The organism is Pseudomonas sp. KH_024_B2, from assembly GCF_057839965.1.
In genome coordinates, this window is record NZ_CM174502.1 from 178106 (window position 1) to 196718 (window position 18613).

The 18613-nt window shown below is 59.1% G+C and carries 16 protein-coding genes and 2 pseudogenes; 13 read left to right on the top strand and 5 right to left on the bottom strand.

Annotated features, from left to right (window positions below; all coding sequences use genetic code 11):
* Nucleotides 1-22: 22 nt before the first annotated feature.
* Together gabD and gabT are read left to right on the top strand one after the other, a co-directional pair.
* Complete coding sequence (gabD, locus tag AC3I0A_RS00870) at nt 23-1465, top strand: NADP-dependent succinate-semialdehyde dehydrogenase (protein WP_489375756.1); 1443 nt, start codon at nt 23-25, stop codon at nt 1463-1465.
* A gap of 179 nt (nt 1466-1644) precedes the next feature.
* Nucleotides 1645-2922, top strand: coding sequence for a 4-aminobutyrate--2-oxoglutarate transaminase (gene gabT, locus AC3I0A_RS00875; protein WP_489375757.1), 1278 nt, complete (start codon nt 1645-1647; stop codon nt 2920-2922).
* A gap of 221 nt (nt 2923-3143) precedes the next feature.
* Here gabT and AC3I0A_RS00880 read toward each other — a convergent pair whose 3' ends face one another.
* Nucleotides 3144-4133: a GGDEF domain-containing protein gene (locus tag AC3I0A_RS00880; RefSeq protein ID WP_489375758.1), complete on the bottom strand. Its 990-nt coding sequence runs from the start codon at nt 4131-4133 to the stop codon at nt 3144-3146.
* Nucleotides 4134-4381: 248 nt separating this feature from the next.
* A complete protein-coding gene (gene desA, locus AC3I0A_RS00885) occupies nt 4382-5566 on the bottom strand; it encodes a delta-9 fatty acid desaturase DesA (protein ID WP_489375759.1) in 1185 nt (394 codons plus the stop codon).
* 146 nt (nt 5567-5712) lie between these two features.
* Here desA and dibA point away from each other — a divergent pair, with 146 nt between their 5' ends.
* The 6 genes from dibA (at nt 5713) to AC3I0A_RS00915 (ending at nt 12087) form a co-directional block, all read left to right on the top strand.
* Nucleotides 5713-7632, top strand: coding sequence for a phosphodiesterase DibA (dibA, locus tag AC3I0A_RS00890; protein ID WP_489375760.1), 1920 nt, complete (start codon nt 5713-5715; stop codon nt 7630-7632).
* A 325-nt stretch (nt 7633-7957) separates the two neighbouring features.
* Entirely contained in the window at nt 7958-8140 is a 183-nt protein-coding gene (gene oscA, locus AC3I0A_RS00895) for a sulfur starvation response protein OscA (RefSeq protein WP_028943833.1), read from the top strand.
* 155 nt (nt 8141-8295) lie between these two features.
* Nucleotides 8296-9306 carry a sulfate ABC transporter substrate-binding protein gene (locus AC3I0A_RS00900; RefSeq protein ID WP_489375761.1) on the top strand — a complete coding sequence of 337 codons (1011 nt, stop codon included), beginning with the start codon at nt 8296-8298 and terminating at the stop codon, nt 9304-9306.
* 83 nt (nt 9307-9389) lie between these two features.
* Nucleotides 9390-10208: a sulfate ABC transporter permease subunit CysT gene (gene cysT / locus AC3I0A_RS00905; RefSeq protein WP_489375762.1), complete on the top strand. Its 819-nt coding sequence runs from the start codon at nt 9390-9392 to the stop codon at nt 10206-10208.
* A 13-nt stretch (nt 10209-10221) separates the two neighbouring features.
* Entirely contained in the window at nt 10222-11094 is an 873-nt protein-coding gene (cysW, locus tag AC3I0A_RS00910; RefSeq protein WP_489375763.1) for a sulfate ABC transporter permease subunit CysW, read from the top strand.
* A 3-nt stretch (nt 11095-11097) separates the two neighbouring features.
* Entirely contained in the window at nt 11098-12087 is a 990-nt protein-coding gene (locus tag AC3I0A_RS00915) for a sulfate/molybdate ABC transporter ATP-binding protein (RefSeq protein WP_489375764.1), read from the top strand.
* Nucleotides 12088-12192: 105 nt separating this feature from the next.
* Here the strand turns inward: AC3I0A_RS00915 and AC3I0A_RS00920 are convergent, their stop codons facing one another.
* Nucleotides 12193-12717: an Mpo1 family 2-hydroxy fatty acid dioxygenase gene (locus tag AC3I0A_RS00920; RefSeq protein WP_489375766.1), complete on the bottom strand. Its 525-nt coding sequence runs from the start codon at nt 12715-12717 to the stop codon at nt 12193-12195.
* A gap of 87 nt (nt 12718-12804) precedes the next feature.
* On the opposite strand from AC3I0A_RS00920, the gene AC3I0A_RS00925 reads away from it, so the two are divergent.
* Entirely contained in the window at nt 12805-13491 is a 687-nt protein-coding gene (locus AC3I0A_RS00925) for a Crp/Fnr family transcriptional regulator (RefSeq protein ID WP_489375767.1), read from the top strand.
* Between the two features lie 88 nt (nt 13492-13579).
* Nucleotides 13580-13948 carry a response regulator gene (locus AC3I0A_RS00930; RefSeq protein WP_489375768.1) on the top strand — a complete coding sequence of 123 codons (369 nt, stop codon included), beginning with the start codon at nt 13580-13582 and terminating at the stop codon, nt 13946-13948.
* Nucleotides 13949-14100: 152 nt separating this feature from the next.
* On the opposite strand, the gene AC3I0A_RS00935 is transcribed toward AC3I0A_RS00930, so the two are convergent.
* Nucleotides 14101-15105 (bottom strand): AraC family transcriptional regulator, encoded by a 1005-nt coding sequence (locus AC3I0A_RS00935; protein WP_489375769.1) that lies wholly within the window; start codon nt 15103-15105, stop codon nt 14101-14103.
* Between the two features lie 245 nt (nt 15106-15350).
* Here AC3I0A_RS00935 and AC3I0A_RS00940 point away from each other — a divergent pair, with 245 nt between their 5' ends.
* From AC3I0A_RS00940 to AC3I0A_RS00950, 3 genes and pseudogenes are all read left to right on the top strand, one after another.
* Entirely contained in the window at nt 15351-15932 is a 582-nt protein-coding gene (locus tag AC3I0A_RS00940; protein WP_489375770.1) for an alpha/beta hydrolase, read from the top strand.
* A gap of 56 nt (nt 15933-15988) precedes the next feature.
* Entirely contained in the window at nt 15989-16936 is a 948-nt protein-coding gene (locus tag AC3I0A_RS00945; protein WP_489375771.1) for a sigma 54-interacting transcriptional regulator, read from the top strand.
* A 168-nt stretch (nt 16937-17104) separates the two neighbouring features.
* Nucleotides 17105-17892, top strand: a pseudogene (locus AC3I0A_RS00950) (MetQ/NlpA family ABC transporter substrate-binding protein).
* Nucleotides 17893-18414: 522 nt separating this feature from the next.
* Here AC3I0A_RS00950 and AC3I0A_RS00955 read toward each other — a convergent pair.
* A pseudogene (locus AC3I0A_RS00955) lies at nt 18415-18549 on the bottom strand (AAA family ATPase); the annotation flags it as partial.
* Nucleotides 18550-18613: the final 64 nt, after the last annotated feature.

Genomic DNA, 18613 nt, shown 5'->3' on the forward strand with positions numbered 1-18613 from the left:
GGTGCTGTTAAGGAAAGCCCACATGCAGCTCAAAGACACCCAGTTGTTCCGCCAGCAAGCCTATATCGACGGCGCTTGGGTCGATGCGGACAACGGTCAGACGATCAAGGTCACCAACCCGGCAACGGGCGAAGTTCTGGGCACCGTGCCGAAAATGGGCGCTGCCGAAACCCGCCGGGCCATCGAAGCCGCTGACAAAGCGCTGCCGGCCTGGCGTTCGCTGACCGCCAAAGAACGTGCGAACAAGCTGCGTCGCTGGTTCGAACTGTTGATTGAAAACCAGGACGACCTCGGTCGCCTGATGACCCTCGAGCAAGGCAAGCCATTGGCTGAAGCCAAGGGCGAGATCGTTTACGCCGCTTCCTTCATCGAGTGGTTCGCCGAAGAAGCCAAGCGCATCTACGGTGACGTGATTCCTGGCCACCAGCCGGACAAGCGCCTGATCGTGATCAAGCAGCCGATTGGTGTGACTGCCGCGATCACTCCGTGGAACTTCCCGGCCGCGATGATCACCCGTAAAGCCGGCCCGGCTCTGGCCGCCGGTTGCACCATGGTGATCAAGCCGGCGTCGCAAACCCCGTTCTCGGCGCTGGCCCTGGTTGAGCTGGCACACCGTGCCGGTATCCCGAAAGGCGTGCTGAGCGTAGTCACCGGCAGCGCCGGCGACATCGGCGGTGAGCTGACCAGTAACCCGATCGTACGCAAACTGTCCTTCACCGGCTCGACCGAAATCGGTCGTCAGCTGATGGCCGAATGCGCCAAGGACATCAAGAAGGTTTCCCTGGAGCTGGGCGGCAACGCGCCGTTCATCGTGTTCGACGACGCCGATCTGGATAAGGCCGTCGAAGGCGCGATCATCTCCAAGTACCGCAATAACGGCCAGACCTGCGTCTGCGCCAACCGTCTGTACATTCAGGATTCGGTCTACGACGCGTTCGCCGAAAAACTGAAAGTGGCAGTGGCCAAACTCAAGATCGGCAACGGTCTGGATGATGGCACCACTACGGGTCCGCTGATCGATGGCAAGGCCGTGGCCAAGGTTCAGGAGCACATCGCTGACGCCCTCAGCAAAGGCGCGACCCTGTTGGCGGGCGGCAAGAGCATGGAAGGCAACTTCTTCGAGCCGACCATTCTGACCAATGTGCCAAACAATGCCGCCGTGGCGAAGGAAGAAACCTTCGGCCCATTGGCGCCACTGTTCCGCTTCAAAGATGAAGCCGATGTGATCGCGATGGCCAACGACACCGAGTTCGGTCTGGCCTCGTACTTCTATGCGCGTGACCTGGGCCGTGTGTTCCGTGTGGCTGAAGCCCTGGAATACGGCATGGTCGGCGTCAACACCGGGTTGATCTCCAACGAAGTCGCGCCGTTCGGCGGCATCAAGGCCTCGGGCCTGGGCCGTGAAGGCTCCAAGTACGGCATCGAAGATTACCTGGAAATCAAATACCTCTGCCTGGGCATCTAACCCCGGCAAGGCATTGAGCGGAGAGGGGCACGAGAGCGCTGTCCCCTTTCTGCGCTTCAACCGATTTTTCTTTGTGGCCGGGAAAGCTGTGGCAGTCGATCATCGCATGCTGCCGTAGTTGCCTCCCTGCCACGTATTCCTTGAATCACGCCGACCGATGAGCGGCAAATGAGGACATTATGAGCAAGACTAACGCATCCCTGATGAAACGCCGTGAAGCTGCTGTACCACGCGGCGTTGGCCAGATTCACCCGATCTTCGCCGATTCGGCGAAGAACGCTACGGTTACCGACGTTGAAGGTCGTGAGTTCATCGACTTCGCCGGCGGCATCGCGGTACTCAACACCGGTCACCTGCACCCGAAAGTCATCGCGGCCGTGACTGCGCAACTGAACAAGCTGACCCACACCTGCTTCCAGGTTCTGGCGTACGAGCCTTATGTAGAACTGTGCGAAAAGATCAACGCCAAGGTTCCGGGCGACTTCGCCAAGAAAACCCTGCTGATCACCACCGGTTCCGAAGCTGTAGAAAACTCCATCAAGATCGCCCGCGCCGCCACTGGCCGTGCCGGTGTGATCGCCTTCACCGGCGCTTACCACGGTCGTACCATGATGACCCTGGGTCTGACCGGTAAAGTCGTGCCTTACTCGGCCGGTATGGGCCTGATGCCAGGCGGCATCTTCCGCGCGCTGTACCCGAACGAACTGCATGGCGTGAGCATCGATGATTCGATCGCCAGCATCGAGCGTATCTTCAAGAACGACGCCGAGCCGCGTGACATCGCTGCAATTATCATCGAGCCGGTTCAGGGCGAAGGTGGTTTCTACGTCGCGCCAAAAGAATTCATGAAGCGTCTGCGTGCCCTGTGCGACCAGCACGGCATTTTGTTGATCGCTGACGAAGTGCAAACCGGCGCTGGCCGTACCGGCACTTTCTTTGCCATGGAACAGATGGGTGTTGCTGCCGACCTGACCACCTTCGCCAAATCCATCGCTGGCGGCTTCCCGGTGGCCGGTGTGTGCGGCAAGGCCGAATACATGGACGCCATCGCTCCAGGCGGCTTGGGCGGCACCTACGCTGGTAGCCCGATCGCTTGCGCAGCGGCACTGGCGGTGATGGAAGTGTTCGAAGAAGAGCACCTGCTGGACCGCTGCAAGGCAGTCGGCGAGCGTCTGGTAACTGGCCTGAAAGCCATTCAGGCCAAGTACCCGGTCATCGGCGAAGTCCGTGCACTGGGCGCGATGATCGCGGTCGAGCTGTTCGAAGACGGCGACAGCCACAAGCCGAACGCCGCTGCTGTGGCCAAGGTTGTGGCCAAGGCTCGCGACAAGGGCCTGATCCTGCTGTCGTGCGGTACTTACGGCAACGTGTTGCGCGTACTGGTGCCGCTGACTGCACCGGACGAGCAACTGGACAAAGGTCTGGCAATCATCGAAGAGTGCTTCTCCGAGCTCTGATAGCCGGCTGTGACCTGATCGACAAAAAACCCGCTTCGCAGCGGGTTTTTTTATAGCGGCCCGAACCTTCGGCAACGGCGCAAGACCTGTGGGAGCAGCCGGTCGACGCTCGATTGCTCGCGATTGAAGCGCCTCGGTCTGACAGATGCACCGCGGTGATGCCATCGCGAGCAAGCTCGCTCCCACATTTAGATCGTGATCGATCCTGAGTCAGGTGAACCTCACCCCGAAACAACCCGATTTTTGCCCTGACGCTTGGCCTCATACATCGCGGCATCGGCACGAGCGAACAGGCTGTCGAGGGTTTGGTCGTCGTCGGTGAGGCTGGTCAAGCCCTGGCTTACTGTGATGCCGAAGGTCTGTCCTTCGTGGTTGAAGCTCAGGCGCTGAATTTCCCGTTGCAGACGTTCGGCCACTTGCATGGCCATGTCAGGCGCGCAGCCGGGGAAGATCGCCGCGAACTCCTCCCCGCCGATACGGCCGAACAGATCACCCCGACGCAAGACCGCACGGCCGCTTTCGGCAATGCGCTGCAGCACCAGATCGCCTTCCGGGTGCCCGTAGGTGTCGTTGATCACTTTGAAATCATCGATATCCAGCAGCAGAAAGGTCAGCGGTGAGCCTTGCAGTCGTGCCTTTTCGAATTCGAGAGTGGCGCATTCGAAAAAGTGTCGACGGTTGCTGCTCTGAGTCAGGGCATCGGTGGTGGCCAGGCGTTGCAGCTCGGTTTCCAGCTGTTTTTTCCCGGTAATGTCTTCGGCGATACCGACCACGATCACCGGTTGCCCGGGCTCGGTCTGGCGGTTGATGAAGCATTTATCGCTGATCCAGCGTACCTGACCGTCGGCGGCGATGATGCGGTACTCGCGATCTTCGACGGCATTTTTGTGTAGCACCTCGGCCAGGCTGCGTTCGGCGTACTCGAGGTCGTCCGGGTAAACGCTATCGCGCCACTCGTTGTGGTCAGCCAATAGCGAGCCGGCGGAGCGGCCGAAGATGCGCTCGTAGGCCGGGCTGACATACAGCACTTGTTTAGCTTCCCAATCGAATGCCCAAAGTACCGCATTGACGCTGACCAGCAACGAACTGAACAGTTGTTCACGCTCGCTCAAGCGCGCGACTTCACCCTGGGCATGCATCAATGCCAGCAGCGTTTGCGCAGCATCGGGCCACGGTTGAGAGGATGGAATTTGTAGATCTTTATGGACCATCGGCACAGATCTCAAAGCGCGTGCCGCTCAAACTTCGAAAGCGGCCACAACAAAGCCCGCCTGGATGGCGAATTGTTCTTTGAGATAGGGGATTTACAGCTAAGTTCCCGTTTTTGTGGCGAGGGAGCTTGCTCCCGCTGGGCGGTCATGCCGCCCCAAACTTTGCGATTGCGTTTTGTCTGTTAAAACGCGTCGACAGGTTTGCGACTGCTGCGCAGCCGAGCGGGAGCAAGCTCCCTCGCCACAGGTCAGGCGGTAGCAGGGCGTAGCGAGTAGGTTTTCAATTGATGGGCGAAGTCACGCAGCGATTGAATCCCGCTGGCTTCGGCTTCATGAACCCAATCCTTGATCGCCGCCAGCATGTCATGACCATTGGTACTGGTCTTGAGCCAGATCTGCTGCAGGGCGAGGCGTTTTTCGTAAATGACCTTCAACGCCTGGCTGTGCTCGAGCATGGTCTGGATGCGCAGGTGATGCTTGTCATCCAGCAGGCTGGTTTCTCGCGAGAGCAGACGTTTGGCCCGATGGAATTGATGACGGACCGAATGATCGACCTTTTCCAGCTCCTGTTTGACCAGCGGCGCGATGACCAATTTTCGGTACTGGGCCATGATCTGGAAGCGGTTGTTGAGGATCGCCATGGCAGTGTCCATGTCCAGGTTGCCTTTGCCTTCAACCCGGTGGGCGATCGGCGCGACCCGCTGAACCTTGGCCAGACGCAGGAGGCTGAAGACCTGGATCCAGGCCCAGCCGAGGTCGAACTCCCACTTCTTCACCGACAGTTTGGCCGAGTTAGGGTAGGTGTGATGGTTATTGTGCAGTTCTTCGCCGCCGATCAGGATGCCCCAGGGCACCAGATTGGTCGCCGCATCGCGGCATTCGAAGTTGCGGTAGCCGATGGCATGACCCAGGCCATTGACCACACCGGCGGCCCAGACCGGGATCCACATCATCTGGATCGCCCAGATGGTGATGCCGATGGTGCCGAACAGCAGCAGGTCGATGACGCCCATGATTGCCACGCCAATCAGCGGGAAACGCGTGTAAAGGTTGCGTTCGATCCAGTCGTCCGGACAGTTCTTGCCGTAGATGCGCAGGGTCTCGGGGTTTTCCGCTTCGGCGCGGTACAGCTCGGCGCCCTTGCGCAATACCGTGGAGAGACCTTTGATCACCGGGCTGTGCGGGTCATCGACGGTTTCGCATTTGGCGTGGTGCTTGCGGTGGATAGCGGTCCACTCACGGGTGTTCTGTGCCGTGGTCAGCCACAGCCAGAAGCGGAAGAAATGTTTCAGGCCGGCATTGAGCTCCAGAGAGCGATGGGCTGAATAGCGGTGCAGATAGACCGTGACGCCGATAATGGTCACGTGGGTCATCAACAGGGTGACTGCCACCAGTTGCCAAGGCGACAAGTCGAGAAAACCGTTGTACCACATAGGCTGTATGGCCCTCGAAAAAATGAAAAACAGCGGATGCATTATCACTTAGCCCACAGATAAAACCAGTCGCCCTTTCAGATAAGAGTGGCGGAATGTTTCTTCCTCTATAATCCCAAGTTTTTCGTAGGGATATTATCTGCCATATGTCGGTTTCTTATCGCGATGCCTTGCGTGCAGCGCTGCTCTACCTGCTGCTGTCAGTGCTCTGGCTGCTACTGTCTGGTCATTTATTGAACAGTTTCCTCGATGATTCGGTCGATCTGGCCCGATGGCAACTGATCAACGGGTATGTCTGGGCCGTGTTCAGTGCCGGGCTGATCTTCATTGCCCGTGCGCGATTGCTGGGTTTTCTCGGTGTTGGCGCAAAATTGCGGCACCGCAATGAGGACCGCGAGCGTTTGCGGCAGGCGGCGGCGGTGTTCGATTGCACTCGTGAAGGGGTGCTGGTCAGCGACCGTCAGGGGCTGATCGTCCATGTGAACCGTGCGTTCATGGAAATTACCGGCTATCAGCGTGAAGAAGTGCTCGGCCGCCTGCCAAGCATGTTCAAGTCCGGCCATCATCCGCCGGCGTTCTATGAAGCGATGTTTCAGTCTCTGAACAGCACTGGCGAGTGGAGCGGCGAGATCTGGAACCGGCGCAAGAGTGGTGAAATCTACCCGCAATGGCAGACCATCCGGGCGATACAGGATGATCAGGGTGAGCTCAGCCATTACGTCGCGGTGTTCTCGGACATCAGCGCGATCAAGGACTCCGAGCATGAACTGGCGCATTTGGCGCATCACGATCCGCTGACCGATCTGCCCAACCGTTTGCTGTTCACTGACCGGGCCGAACAGGCGCTGGCCTCGGCACAGATCCACAAGCGCGGTTGCGCCTTGCTGCTGATCGATCTGGATCACTTCAAGATCATCAACGACAGCCTTGACCACAACGTTGGCGATCAATTGCTCAAGGCCGTGGCCGAGCGTCTGAAAGGCCTGTTCGGTCCTGGCATTACCCTGGCGCGGCTGGGCGGCGACGAGTTTGCCGTGTTGGCCGAGAGTTGCCCGCAACTGATGCAGGCGGCAGCGTTGGCTCAGCGGGTCATCGACGGCCTGAAAGAACCGTTCCGGTTCGACGGGCATCAACTGTTTATTAACGCCAGCATCGGCATCAGCCTGTTCCCCAGCGATGCGTTGAGTGCCGGGCAATTGCTGCGCAATGCGGATTCGGCGCTGTTCAAGGCTAAAAGCGCCGGGCGTGAAGGCTATGCCTTGTACACCGAAGAACTCACTGCCCATGCCCAGCACCGGGTCGAAATGGCCAGCGAATTGCGCCGCGCCCTCGAGCAGCAGGAGCTGCGGGTGTACTACCAGCCGGTGCATGACTTGCAGTCCAGCCGGTTGATCGGCGTCGAGGCTCTGGTGCGCTGGGAGCACCCGGAGCGTGGTTTGGTAGCGCCGGGTGAGTTCATCCCGATTGCCGAACGCACCGGGTTGATTGCCGAGATCGATGCCTGGGTCATGCAGCAAGCCTGTCAGCAGATGTGTCAATGGTTGAAGGCGGGAGTGGTGTTGTCGTTTGTCGCGGTGAATGTCTCCAGTCGCCTGTTCGCCCGTCGCGAGCTGTATCAGCAGGTCGCTCAGGTGTTGCGCGACACGGGGCTGGATCCGGCCTTTCTGGAGCTGGAAGTCACCGAAAGCGCGGTGATGGAAGATCCTGAAGTGGCACTGGAGCAAATGCACCGGCTGCGCGAATTGGGCTTGCGCCTGGCTATCGATGATTTCGGTACCGGCTATTCATCGCTGCTGCGGCTCAAACGCTTGCCGGTGCAGAAACTCAAGATCGATCAGGGTTTTGTCGCCGGGTTGCCTTGGGACGACGATGATGCGGCCATCGTTCGGGTGATTATCGCTTTGGCGCAAAGCATGGGCATGCAAGTGCACGCCGAAGGCATCGAACAGATCGAGCAGGCGGGTTTCCTGCTCGATCATGCCTGCGACCTGGGCCAGGGGTACTGGTTTGGGCGGCCGGTACAGGCGCAGCAGCTGGACTGGGCGAGAGCGCCAGCTATTCGCTGAAGAACAGGCTTTTGTGGCGAGGGAGCTTGCTCCCGCTCGGCTGCGTAGCAGTCGCAAAATGCCTGACCGCATTCTTTCAGGCGTAACCCATTGCTTGGATTGCGACCGCTTCGCGATCGAGCGGGAGCAAGCTCCCTCGCCACAGGTAAGTGTCTGGCATCTGTCCCCAATCCCCCGCAAACCCGCGTCCCATCGACTAATTTATTTTGGTTATATAAACATTCTTAAATAGTATTTTTAAGAATATAAACGCCTGTCTACTATTGCTCCCAAGCCGCAAGCAGTGCCGCCACTGCCAGGCACATCTCATTGAAGGAGCAATACCATGAGCGCATCTCTACGTAGCGTTGACGGTCAGGACGAAGCAACCATTTTGCGCGAGATCCAGAGCGCGTTGCGCGACCTTCGCTTCGGGGCAGTGGAAATCACCGTGCACAACGCTCAAGTGGTACAGATCGAACGTAAAGAGAAATTCCGTTTGCAGAACCCGGGTAACAAACCGGGCTGAACCCCGCGTCATCCTCTCCTGACAAGAGAGGCCCGACTGGACAACCGGAGGGCGTCATTCATGACCCCCAGCAGAAAAAAGAGCGTTCAAGCACGAATGCGGGCCTGAAGCGCCATAAGAAAAGCCAACACACTAAAAAATTCAGGAGCTTCACTATGTCGTCGATTCGCCGTTACGCCCTGGCCGCGCTCGCCAGTGCCATTTTTGCTGGTTCCGCGGTTGCCAAGGATTACGAGTTGCTCAACGTGTCATACGACCCGACCCGTGAGCTGTATCAGGATTACAACGCTGAGTTCGTCAATTTCTGGAAGAAAGATCACGCTGGCGATAATGTCAAAATCCAGCAATCCCACGGTGGCTCGGGCAAACAAGGCCGGGCGGTGATTGATGGCCTGCGCGCTGACGTAGTGACCCTGGCCCTGGCCGGTGACATCGACGAAATCGCCAAGCTCGGCAAATCCCTGCCGGCAGACTGGCAAAAGCGCCTGCCAGAGGCCAGCACCCCTTACACCTCGACCATCGTGTTCCTGGTGCGCAAGGGCAACCCGAAAGGCATCAAGGACTGGGGCGATCTGACCAAAAACGGCGTTGAAGTGATCACGCCGAACCCGAAAACCTCCGGTGGTGCGCGTTGGAACTTTCTTGCCGCCTGGGCCTATGGCCTGAAAGCCGGCGGTAGCGAAGCCAAGGCTCAGGAATACGTCAAAGAGCTGTTCAAGCACGTTCCGGTACTGGACACCGGTGCTCGCGGTTCGACCATCACCTTCGTCAACAACGGTCAGGGCGATGTGTTGCTGGCTTGGGAAAACGAAGCGTTCCTGGCGCTGAAAGAAGATGGCGGTGCTGACAAGTTCGACATTGTGGTGCCATCGCTGTCGATCCTCGCCGAGCCGCCAGTGGCAGTGGTGGATAAAAACGCTGAGAAAAAGGGCAACACCGAGATCGCCGAAGCCTACCTGAAACACCTGTATAGCCCGGCCGGTCAGGAAATCGCGGCGAAGAACTTCTACCGTCCACGTGACAAGGACGTGGCCGCCAAGTACGCCAGGCAGTTCCCGAAACTGGACCTGGTGACTATCGACAAAGATTTCGGCGGCTGGAAAACTGCCCAACCGAAGTTCTTCAATGACGGTGGTGTGTTCGACCAGATTTACACGGCTCAGTAATCTGCGGAGCCTGTCGCTCTGTAGCCAGCAATGAGCCCGGGATCTGATTCCGGGCTTCGTGCGTCAGTCAACCAAGGACTTTTATGTCGCGTCGTATCTCCCCCGTCATACCCGGCTTCGGGCTGACGCTGGGTTACACCTTGGTGTACCTCAGCCTGATTGTGCTCATACCCCTGGCGGCGATGTTCGTGCATGCCGCTCAACTCACCTGGGATCAGTTCTGGGCGATCATCTCCGCACCGCGGGTGGTGGCGGCGTTGAAGCTGAGTTTCGGCACCGCGCTGTACGCCGCGATCATCAACGGCATCATCGGTACGTTGCTGGCCTGGGTGCTGGTGCGCTACACCTTCCCCGGGCGCAAGATCATCGATGCGATGATCGACCTGCCGTTCGCGCTGCCCACGGCCGTGGCCGGTATCGCGCTGACTGCGCTGTACACACCGACCGGACTGGTCGGGCAGTTCGCTGCCGACCTGGGCTTCAAGATCGCCTACACCCCACTGGGTATCACCCTGGCACTGACTTTCGTCACCCTGCCGTTCGTGGTGCGTACGGTGCAGCCGGTTCTGGCCGACATCCCTCGTGAAGTCGAAGAAGCCGCTGCCTGCCTGGGTGCCAGGCCGTTGCAGGTGTTCCGCTACATTCTGGTGCCGGCCTTGCTGCCCGCCTGGCTGACCGGTTTCGCCCTGGCCTTTGCCCGGGGTGTCGGCGAGTACGGATCGGTGATCTTCATCGCCGGCAACATGCCGATGAAAACCGAAATCCTGCCGCTGCTGATCATGGTCAAGCTAGACCAATACGACTACACCGGCGCCACCTCCATCGGCGTGCTGATGCTGGTGGTTTCCTTCGTCCTGTTGCTGCTGATCAACTTGTTGCAGCGGCGCATCGAAAAACCATAAGGAGGCCCGGAACATGTCCCAATCGTCTATTGCCGCCGCTTCCTCGGCCAACGCTGCCCGCCGTGGCAGTGCCACCTCGCGGCGCATTCTGATCGGCCTCGGCTGGCTGGTCTTCGCTCTGTTCCTGTTACTGCCGCTGTTGATCGTCGTGTCTCAGGGCCTGAAACTCGGCCTCGGCGCATTCTTCACCGCGATCTTCGAGCCGGATGCACTGTCGGCACTGAAACTGACGGTGATCGCCGTGCTGATTTCAGTGCCGCTCAACCTGGTGTTCGGCGTCAGCGCCGCCTGGTGCGTCAGTAAATATTCGTTCCGCGGCAAGAGCATGCTGGTGACGCTGATCGACCTGCCATTCTCGGTCTCGCCGGTGATCGCAGGTCTGGTCTACGTGCTGATGTTCGGTGCTCAGGGGCTGTTCGGGCCCTGGTTGCAGGAACATGATATTCAGATCGTCTTTGCGTTGCCGGGCATCGTGCTGGCGACCATCTTCGTCACCGTGCCGTTCGTGGCTCGCGAGTTGATCCCGCTGATGCAGGAGCAGGGCACTCAGGAAGAAGAAGCCGCACGGTTGCTGGGCGCCAACGGCTGGCAGATGTTCTGGCACGTCACGGTGCCGAACATCAAATGGGGTCTGATTTACGGCGTGGTGCTCTGTACCGCGCGGGCGATGGGGGAGTTCGGCGCGGTCTCGGTGGTTTCCGGGCACATTCGCGGGGTGACCAACACGCTGCCGCTGCACGTCGAGATTCTCTACAACGAATACAACCACGTTGCGGCGTTCGCTGTTGCGAGCCTGTTGCTGATCCTGGCGCTCTTCATCCTGCTGCTCAAGCAGTGGAGCGAGAACCGTATTAACCGCCTGCGCGCCAGTGCGGCGGAGGAATAAATCATGTCGATCGAAGTCCGTAATGTCAGCAAGAATTTCCACGCCTTCAAGGCCCTGAACGGCATCAATCTGGACATCCAGAGCGGTGAACTGGTGGCGCTGCTCGGTCCTTCCGGCTGCGGCAAGACCACTTTGCTGCGGATCATCGCCGGCCTCGAAACTCCGGATGACGGCAGCATCGTGTTCCACGGCGAAGACGTCTCCGGCCACGACGTGCGTGATCGCAACGTCGGGTTCGTGTTCCAGCACTATGCGTTGTTCCGCCACATGACCGTGTTCGACAACGTCGCGTTCGGTCTGCGCATGAAGCCGAAAAACCAGCGTCCGACGGAAAGCCAGATCGCGGTCAAAGTCCACGAACTGCTGAACATGGTTCAACTGGACTGGCTCTCCGATCGCTACCCGGAACAGCTCTCCGGCGGCCAGCGTCAACGTATCGCCCTGGCCCGTGCTCTGGCGGTGGAGCCGAAAGTCCTGCTGCTCGACGAACCTTTCGGCGCGCTGGATGCCAAGGTTCGTAAAGAGCTGCGCCGCTGGCTGGCGCGGTTGCACGAAGACATCAACCTGACCTCGGTGTTCGTGACCCACGACCAGGAAGAGGCCATGGAAGTCGCCGACCGCATCGTGGTGATGAACAAGGGGGTGATCGAGCAGATCGGCTCACCGGGTGACGTCTACGAAAACCCGGCCAGCGATTTCGTTTACCACTTCCTTGGCGACTCGAATCGTCTGCACCTGGGTGAAGACCGCCACGTGCTGTTCCGGCCCCACGAAGTGTCGCTGTCGCGCCATGAACTGGAAGATCACCACGCCGCTGAAGTGCGCGATATTCGTCCGTTGGGTGCGACTACCCGGGTGACGCTGAAAGTCGAAGGGCAAAGCGAATTGATCGAAGCGGAAGTGGTGAAAGACCACGACAGCCTGATCGGCCTGGCGCGCGGCGAGACGTTGTTCTTCAAACCGAAGGTCTGGCAGAAAGTCGCCAACCTCTAAAAGCATCGCGAGCAGGCTCGCTCCCACAGTGGATTGATGGTGTGCCGCCAATTTAGGGTACAACACAGATCAAAATGTGGGAGCGAGCCTGCTCGCGATTGCGATCTACATGGCGGCGCGTTTCGGATTGACCCGCACCCCACCCGCCCGCGCCTCGATCTGCTCTTTGAGGTCATGCCGCAATCCCAGCATGAACGCCAGTTCGGCCACGACAAACAGCGGCCCGACGATCAATCCCGACACATCATCGACAAATGCCGGTTTGCGCCCTTCATAGTGATGGCCGACAAACTGAATCGCCCAGCCGACCACGAACATACCGATTCCGCTACCGAGCCAGACGAGCGTGCTCTGTTGCGCGAGCACATGACCTAGCCAAACGGACAGGCCGAGCAGCACCGTCATCAGCACGCCAAAGCGCAGTTCCAGACGTAAATAGAACCACGCCGAGGCCAACGCCAGTAGCACCGCTGGAGACATCCAGAGCCCGGCCACCGGCCATTCTGGCCGTGACAGCAACACCGCAACAGCGACCACAATCAACGGAATGCCGATAAAGTGGCTGGCGATATTTCGCGGGTCACGGTGGTAGGCGGCGTATTGACTGAGATGGTCAACGAGGCTTTTCATTGTAATTTCCTCCTGTAGGGCGTTCGATCATGCCCTGCACTCAAGTCTTCGCTCTGTCAGCCAGGCGACAATCATCTCGGAGTTCTCATGGATATGCAGGCCTGGCGTCCGCGCTTGTTGAGTGGTCAGTGGTTCAACCATTTGCCTGCCTTGTTACAGGATAGTCTGCTGGCCATCGCCAAAGTACGGCGCCTGGCGCCGGGGCAACGACTGTTCAGCCGTGGCGATCCGCCCTGTGGTTTGTATGCGGTGCTTGACGGCGTGGTGCGCATTGGCGCGGTGAATGAGCAGGGCAAGGAGGCGTTGCTGAGCCTGGTCGAGCCGCCGCACTGGTTCGGCGAAATCGGCCTGTTCGATGGCCAGCCGCGAACCCACGATGCATTTGGAGTTGGCCTCTGCATTTTGCTGCATGTGCCTCAGGCCGCGTTGCTCGAACTGCTGGAAGATCAGCCGCAATACTGGCGGCACCTGGCATTATTAATGAGCCACAAACTGCGCCTGACCTTCATCAACCTCGAACAGCTGAGCCTGATGCCGGCGCCAGTGCGGGTGGCTCACCGCCTGCTGCTGATCGCCGAAGGCTACGGCGAGACGGAACACGCGCGGCGCATTCTTCAGATGCCCCAGGAGCAGTTGGCGTTGATGCTCTCGCTCTCCCGGCAGACCATCAATCAGCTCCTCAAAGAGCTGCAAAACCAGGGCATCCTCAACCTGAGTTATGGTGAGATCGAGGTTGTCGACCTGGAGAAATTACGTGTTGCGGCACAAGGGTGAATGAGTCGGCTTATCCGAAATAACCGTTAGTGATGGGCAATGGCCGCCAAGGCGCCTAGCCTGTAATGATGATTAATCGAGGTGTGCCATGCGTTTGCTGTTAGTGGAAGACGAACCCGAGCTTGCGAAGCTCCTGGCTCAAGGCCTGAGCGAAGCGAGTTATGCGGTGGATGTGGCGGTCGACGGGATGCAGGGGCGGCGTCTTTTCGAAGAGCAATCCGAGTACGACCTGATCATCCTCGACGTCATGTTGCCCGGGCTCAATGCCTGGCAATTGCTGCAGCAGATTCGCCAGCGCGGCGCGACGCCGGTGCTGTTCCTGACCACCAAAGACGGGATTGAAGATCGGTTGCGGGGGCTTGAGCTGCATGACGATGATTATTTGCTCAAGCCGTTTGCGGTGGCCGAGTTGGTGGCGCGGGTGCGTAAGTTGCTCAGGCGTGATCGGAGGCGGTGATTTGTGGTGTCTGGGCCAATGCCATCGCGAGCAGGCTCGCTCCCACATTAGATCTTCAGTGAACACCTAATGTGTGTACGACTGCGATCCAGTGTGGGAGCGGGCTTGCCCGCGAAGAGGCCGGAACAGCCGACATAAACCTCCAGCATCTATCACCCCAACCCATCCCGAAACTGCCCCGGCGTCATCCCGGTCCAGCGCTTGAACGCGCGACTGAAGCTGATGGTGTCGGCAAAACCCAGCAGATAGCTGATTTCGCTCAACGAACATTGCGGGTCGCGCAGGTGCAGCAGCGCCAGGTTTTCCCGGCATTCATTGAGCAAGGTATCAAAGCGACAACCCTCATCCGCCAGATGCCGCTGCAGACTGCGCAGGCTCAGGTGCAAGGCCTGGGCGATGCGGTCGGCAGAGGGCTCGCCTTCCGGCAATTGCGCTTCAATCGCTGCGCGGACCTTGCGTTCCCAGGTCAGTGGTTGCAGTGGCACCAGGGCGCGTTTGAGCACTGTTTCGTTGTGCTCGGCCAGTTCCGGGTTGGCGTCATCCAGATGGCAGTCGAAATCGCTGACGGCGAACTCCAGCCGGTCCTCGTCAGCGGCAAAAAAGATCGGCGCGCGGAACACCGTATGCCATTGCTTCGGATCGGCCGGCTCCGGTCGGCGCAGGTACACCGCCAGCGGCGCGTAATCCCGGCCCAGACGGTTGCGGCAGGTGCGGACATAGATCGCTGCAAAGGCATCAATGGCCTCGTACGCTAGCGACGGGCTGCCCGCAGGCACCTTCAAATGAAAGCAGTAACGGTCACCGTGCAGGGTCAACTCCAGCTCCAGCGCGTCACTGACCATCTGGTGATAACGCACGATCCGCTCGAAGACTTCGCGCAAGCTGCCGCTGGCCACCAGCGCATACCCCAGCGCGTGAAAGGTGGTCGGGCTGACAAAGCGCGAGACCCGCAAGCCGATTGCAGGGTCGCCACTGGCTTTGACCGCCACTTCCCATAGTCGAGTGGTGGCGGACAGCGGATAACGGGCGTTCGGGTCGCCCATCAGTTGCGGGTCGAGGCCGGCTTCGCGGCACAGTGCGTCGCTGTCGAAGCCAAGGGCGTCTAGTTGCTTGCGCAGGGCGCGGGTCCAGCTGGCGAGGGAGGTAGGTTCAATCATGATGATTGGCGCTTCCGGTCAACAGGTTGCGTTCACGGTTAGCGCCCTGCGCGGGTCGGCAGGGCACGATGCGAACATCAATAAGCAGAGGATGGAAGCATGCAGGGTACTTCTGCAAGTCCCGGGCGCCTGAATACACACACATATTCTTTTATGATCTTAATAAATAGCTTCTTATTCCTTAACGCGCATAGCTCCGATCCCTATACTCGACCAGGAACAGACACCTAGCCGGAGGGCTCCCCATGCGCAACGAATCGATTCGCTACCTGATCGTGCCGGGCTGGCAAGGATCGCCAGAAGATCATTGGCAAAGCCATTGGCAGAACAGTTTGCCGAACAGCGCGCGTGTGGAGCAGGCCGACTGGTTGACTCCGCGTCGTGAAGATTGGGTCGCGGCACTGGCCGAGGCCATCGCCGCTGACAGCACGCCAGTGATCCTGATCGCCCACAGTCTGGGTTGCATCACTGTTGCTCATTGGGCCGCACAGGCACCTGTGAGCTTTTTGCGTCAGGTCCGCGGGGCCTTGCTGGTCGCGCCGGCCGATGTCGAACGTCCTGCCTGCGCGCCGGCCTTGCGTAATTTCGCACCGATTCCGACGCACCTGCTGCCATTCCCCAGTCAGGTCGTCAGCTCGGACAACGACAGCGCCGTCAGCGCCACCCGTGCCCTTGAGCTGGCCCGCAACTGGGGCGCCGAAGCCGGGATTCTGGCTGGCGCCGGCCACATCAATGTGAAGTCCGGCCACCAACGCTGGGAGCAGGGTTTCGCGTATCTCTACCGTCTGCAAAATCGCATGGAACAGCATTCCCTGCGTCGCGCTTGAGTCTTCTATTTTTTTAACGCCCCCCGTCTCCCGGCGGATTTGGGCGGGAGTCTGCCATGAGCCTGCATGAAACCTTCGGTCAGCCGCTACTGACCTTCCCTGACGCGGAAAAAAGCCCGCTGAGCATTCGCGCCAAGGCGCTGGTATTTGTCGACCCACGTTCACGGCAACTGCGCCAAGAGCTCGAACAGCTGGCACCACGCTCGATTTCTGTACTGATCCGCGGTGAAACCGGCACTGGTAAAGAATTGCTGGCGCGGCATATTCACCGTACCAGTGACCGCGGTGGTCTGTTTGTTTCGGTGAACTGCGGAGCGATCAGCCCGACGTACGCCGACGCTGAGTTATTCGGCTATGCCGCCGGCAGTTACACCGGCTCGGCCAGCAGCCGCGCCGGCTGGTTCGGCTCAGCCAATGGCGGCACCTTGTACCTGGACGAAATCGGCGACCTGCCATTGCCGATCCAGATCAAGTTGCTCGCCGCGCTGGAAAATCACGAAGTCACTCGTGTCGGCGCTCAGCAGCCAAGTCCGGTGGATGTGCGACTGGTGGCGGCGACGAGCATCGACCTGGCACAAGCGGTGAGTGCCGGGAAATTCCATGAACGGCTTTATCGCTACCTCAGCGAAGGCCAACTGGAGCTGCCGGCGTTGCGCGAACGGGTCGGCGATATCCTGTCGCTGGCCGAGTATTTCCTCGGTATCTACAGCCAACGCCTGGATTTGCCGGTGCCGTTGATCAGCGAGGCGGCGCAGCTACTGCTGGAACAACATAGCTGGCCGGGCAATACCCGGGAGCTGGAGAACGTCATTCACTTTGCACTGCTGGTGAGCAGTGGCGACGAGATTTTGCCCGAGCATCTCAATTTGCCGGAAAGCCTGACGCCGTTGCCGTTGATCGAGCAACAGCTGGGGCGAATCATCAGCGGTGGTTCTGCTGGCGAACGGGCGACCCTGAAAAGCCTGCTTGAACGGCTTACGCAGTCCTTAGAGGTCGCGGCGTAGAGCGGGCGACGCCTGTATGAACAAAATGGAATATGAAAGTGAATAAAAGATATTGTTCGGGAATAAAAAATCTCGGTATTGTCCGCTCCACGCCAGCGATAGCACTTCACTGGCACCTCACTTGAAGCCGTCGTCGATGACGACTGTGATTTTCGATAAGGACACTGCATGAAAAAGGTTCTGTTGTTCACCGCATTGGCGGCTGCCCTGACTGCGGGCTTGGCTCAGGCCAACGAGAAACTGGTGGTTGCCGCAACGCCGGTGCCACACGCCGAGATTCTTGAGTTGATCAAACCGGCCCTCGCCAAAGAAGGCGTGGATCTGGAAATCAAGATCTTCACCGACTACGTACAACCCAACGTGCAGGTCGATCAGAAGCGTCTGGACGCCAACTATTTCCAGACCCTGCCGTACCTGAAAAGCTTCAACGAAGGCAAAGGCACTAACCTGGTGACGGTGATCGGCGTTCACGTCGAACCTTTCGGCGGTTACTCGAAGAAAGTCAAAAGTCTGGCTGAACTCAAAGACGGCGCGACCATTGCCATCCCGAACGAAGGCAGCAACAGCGGTCGTGCACTGATCCTGCTGCAAAAGGCCGGTCTGATCGAGTTGAAAGATCCGAAAAACGCTTTGGCGACCCCGAAAGACATTGCCAAGAACCCGCACAACTTCAAGTTCAAAGAACTCGAATCAGCCATGCTGCCGCGCGTGCTGGATCAGGTTGACCTGGACATGATCAACACCAACTACACTACGCGCTGGAAGCCGGTCTGAACCCGGCTAAAGACGCACTGGTGATCGAAGGCGCAGATTCGCCGTACGTGAACTTCCTGGTGGCCCGTCCGGACAACAAGGACAGCGCCGCCATCCAGAAGCTCGCCAAGGCACTGACCAGCCCGGAAGTGAAAGCCTTTATCGCGAAGAAATACAGCGGCGCAGTGTTGCCGGCGTTCTGATTCGGCGCGCTTTCTTTCTAACGCACAATCCCCTTCAAGGTTTCAACGTCGACGGCTGGTAAAGCGTCGGCGTTTTTTATTGGATTGGGGATCGATCAAGCAAGGCGTCGAGCCCATACCTGTGGCGAGGGAGCTTGCTCCCGTTCGGCTGCGCAGCAGTCGTAAAACCGATACATGCGGTGTGCCAGACAGAACACTGTTGCAGGTTTTGGGGCGGCTTCGCCACCCAGCGGGAGCAAGCTCCCTCGCCACACTATCCAGGATCGCTGACCACAGCGCTCGGTCTATTCTCCAACGCCCGGCGTAACGCCACGAGCCATTTCACGACCTCCTGCGGATCCATCCGCTGTGGTGCCTTTGCGTCAGCCATTGTTCGCGTCCTTGTGGTTGTCTGGCCGGCGAGTCTGGCCAAAAGCTGTCCGTCCATGGAGAGCGATCTCTAAAAAAAGACCCTTCTTACAACCCAAGGGAACATAGCTGTTTCCCGCCTCCACAGCAAATCACCGATCAATCCGGCCAATGCAACGCCGCGATCAAGCGGCTGGCGTGGGACACTACCCACACCTGGCATTGTTCTGACGCGCGGATGATCAGCCGTGCCAGGGCGGGCAACAGGTCCGGGTGCAGGCTGGTTTCCGGTTCGTTCAGTACCATCAGCATGCCAGCCAGTTAAGAAACGGTATGTCTCGCAATTGCCGGCATTCCCATTCGAGAGTGGGGA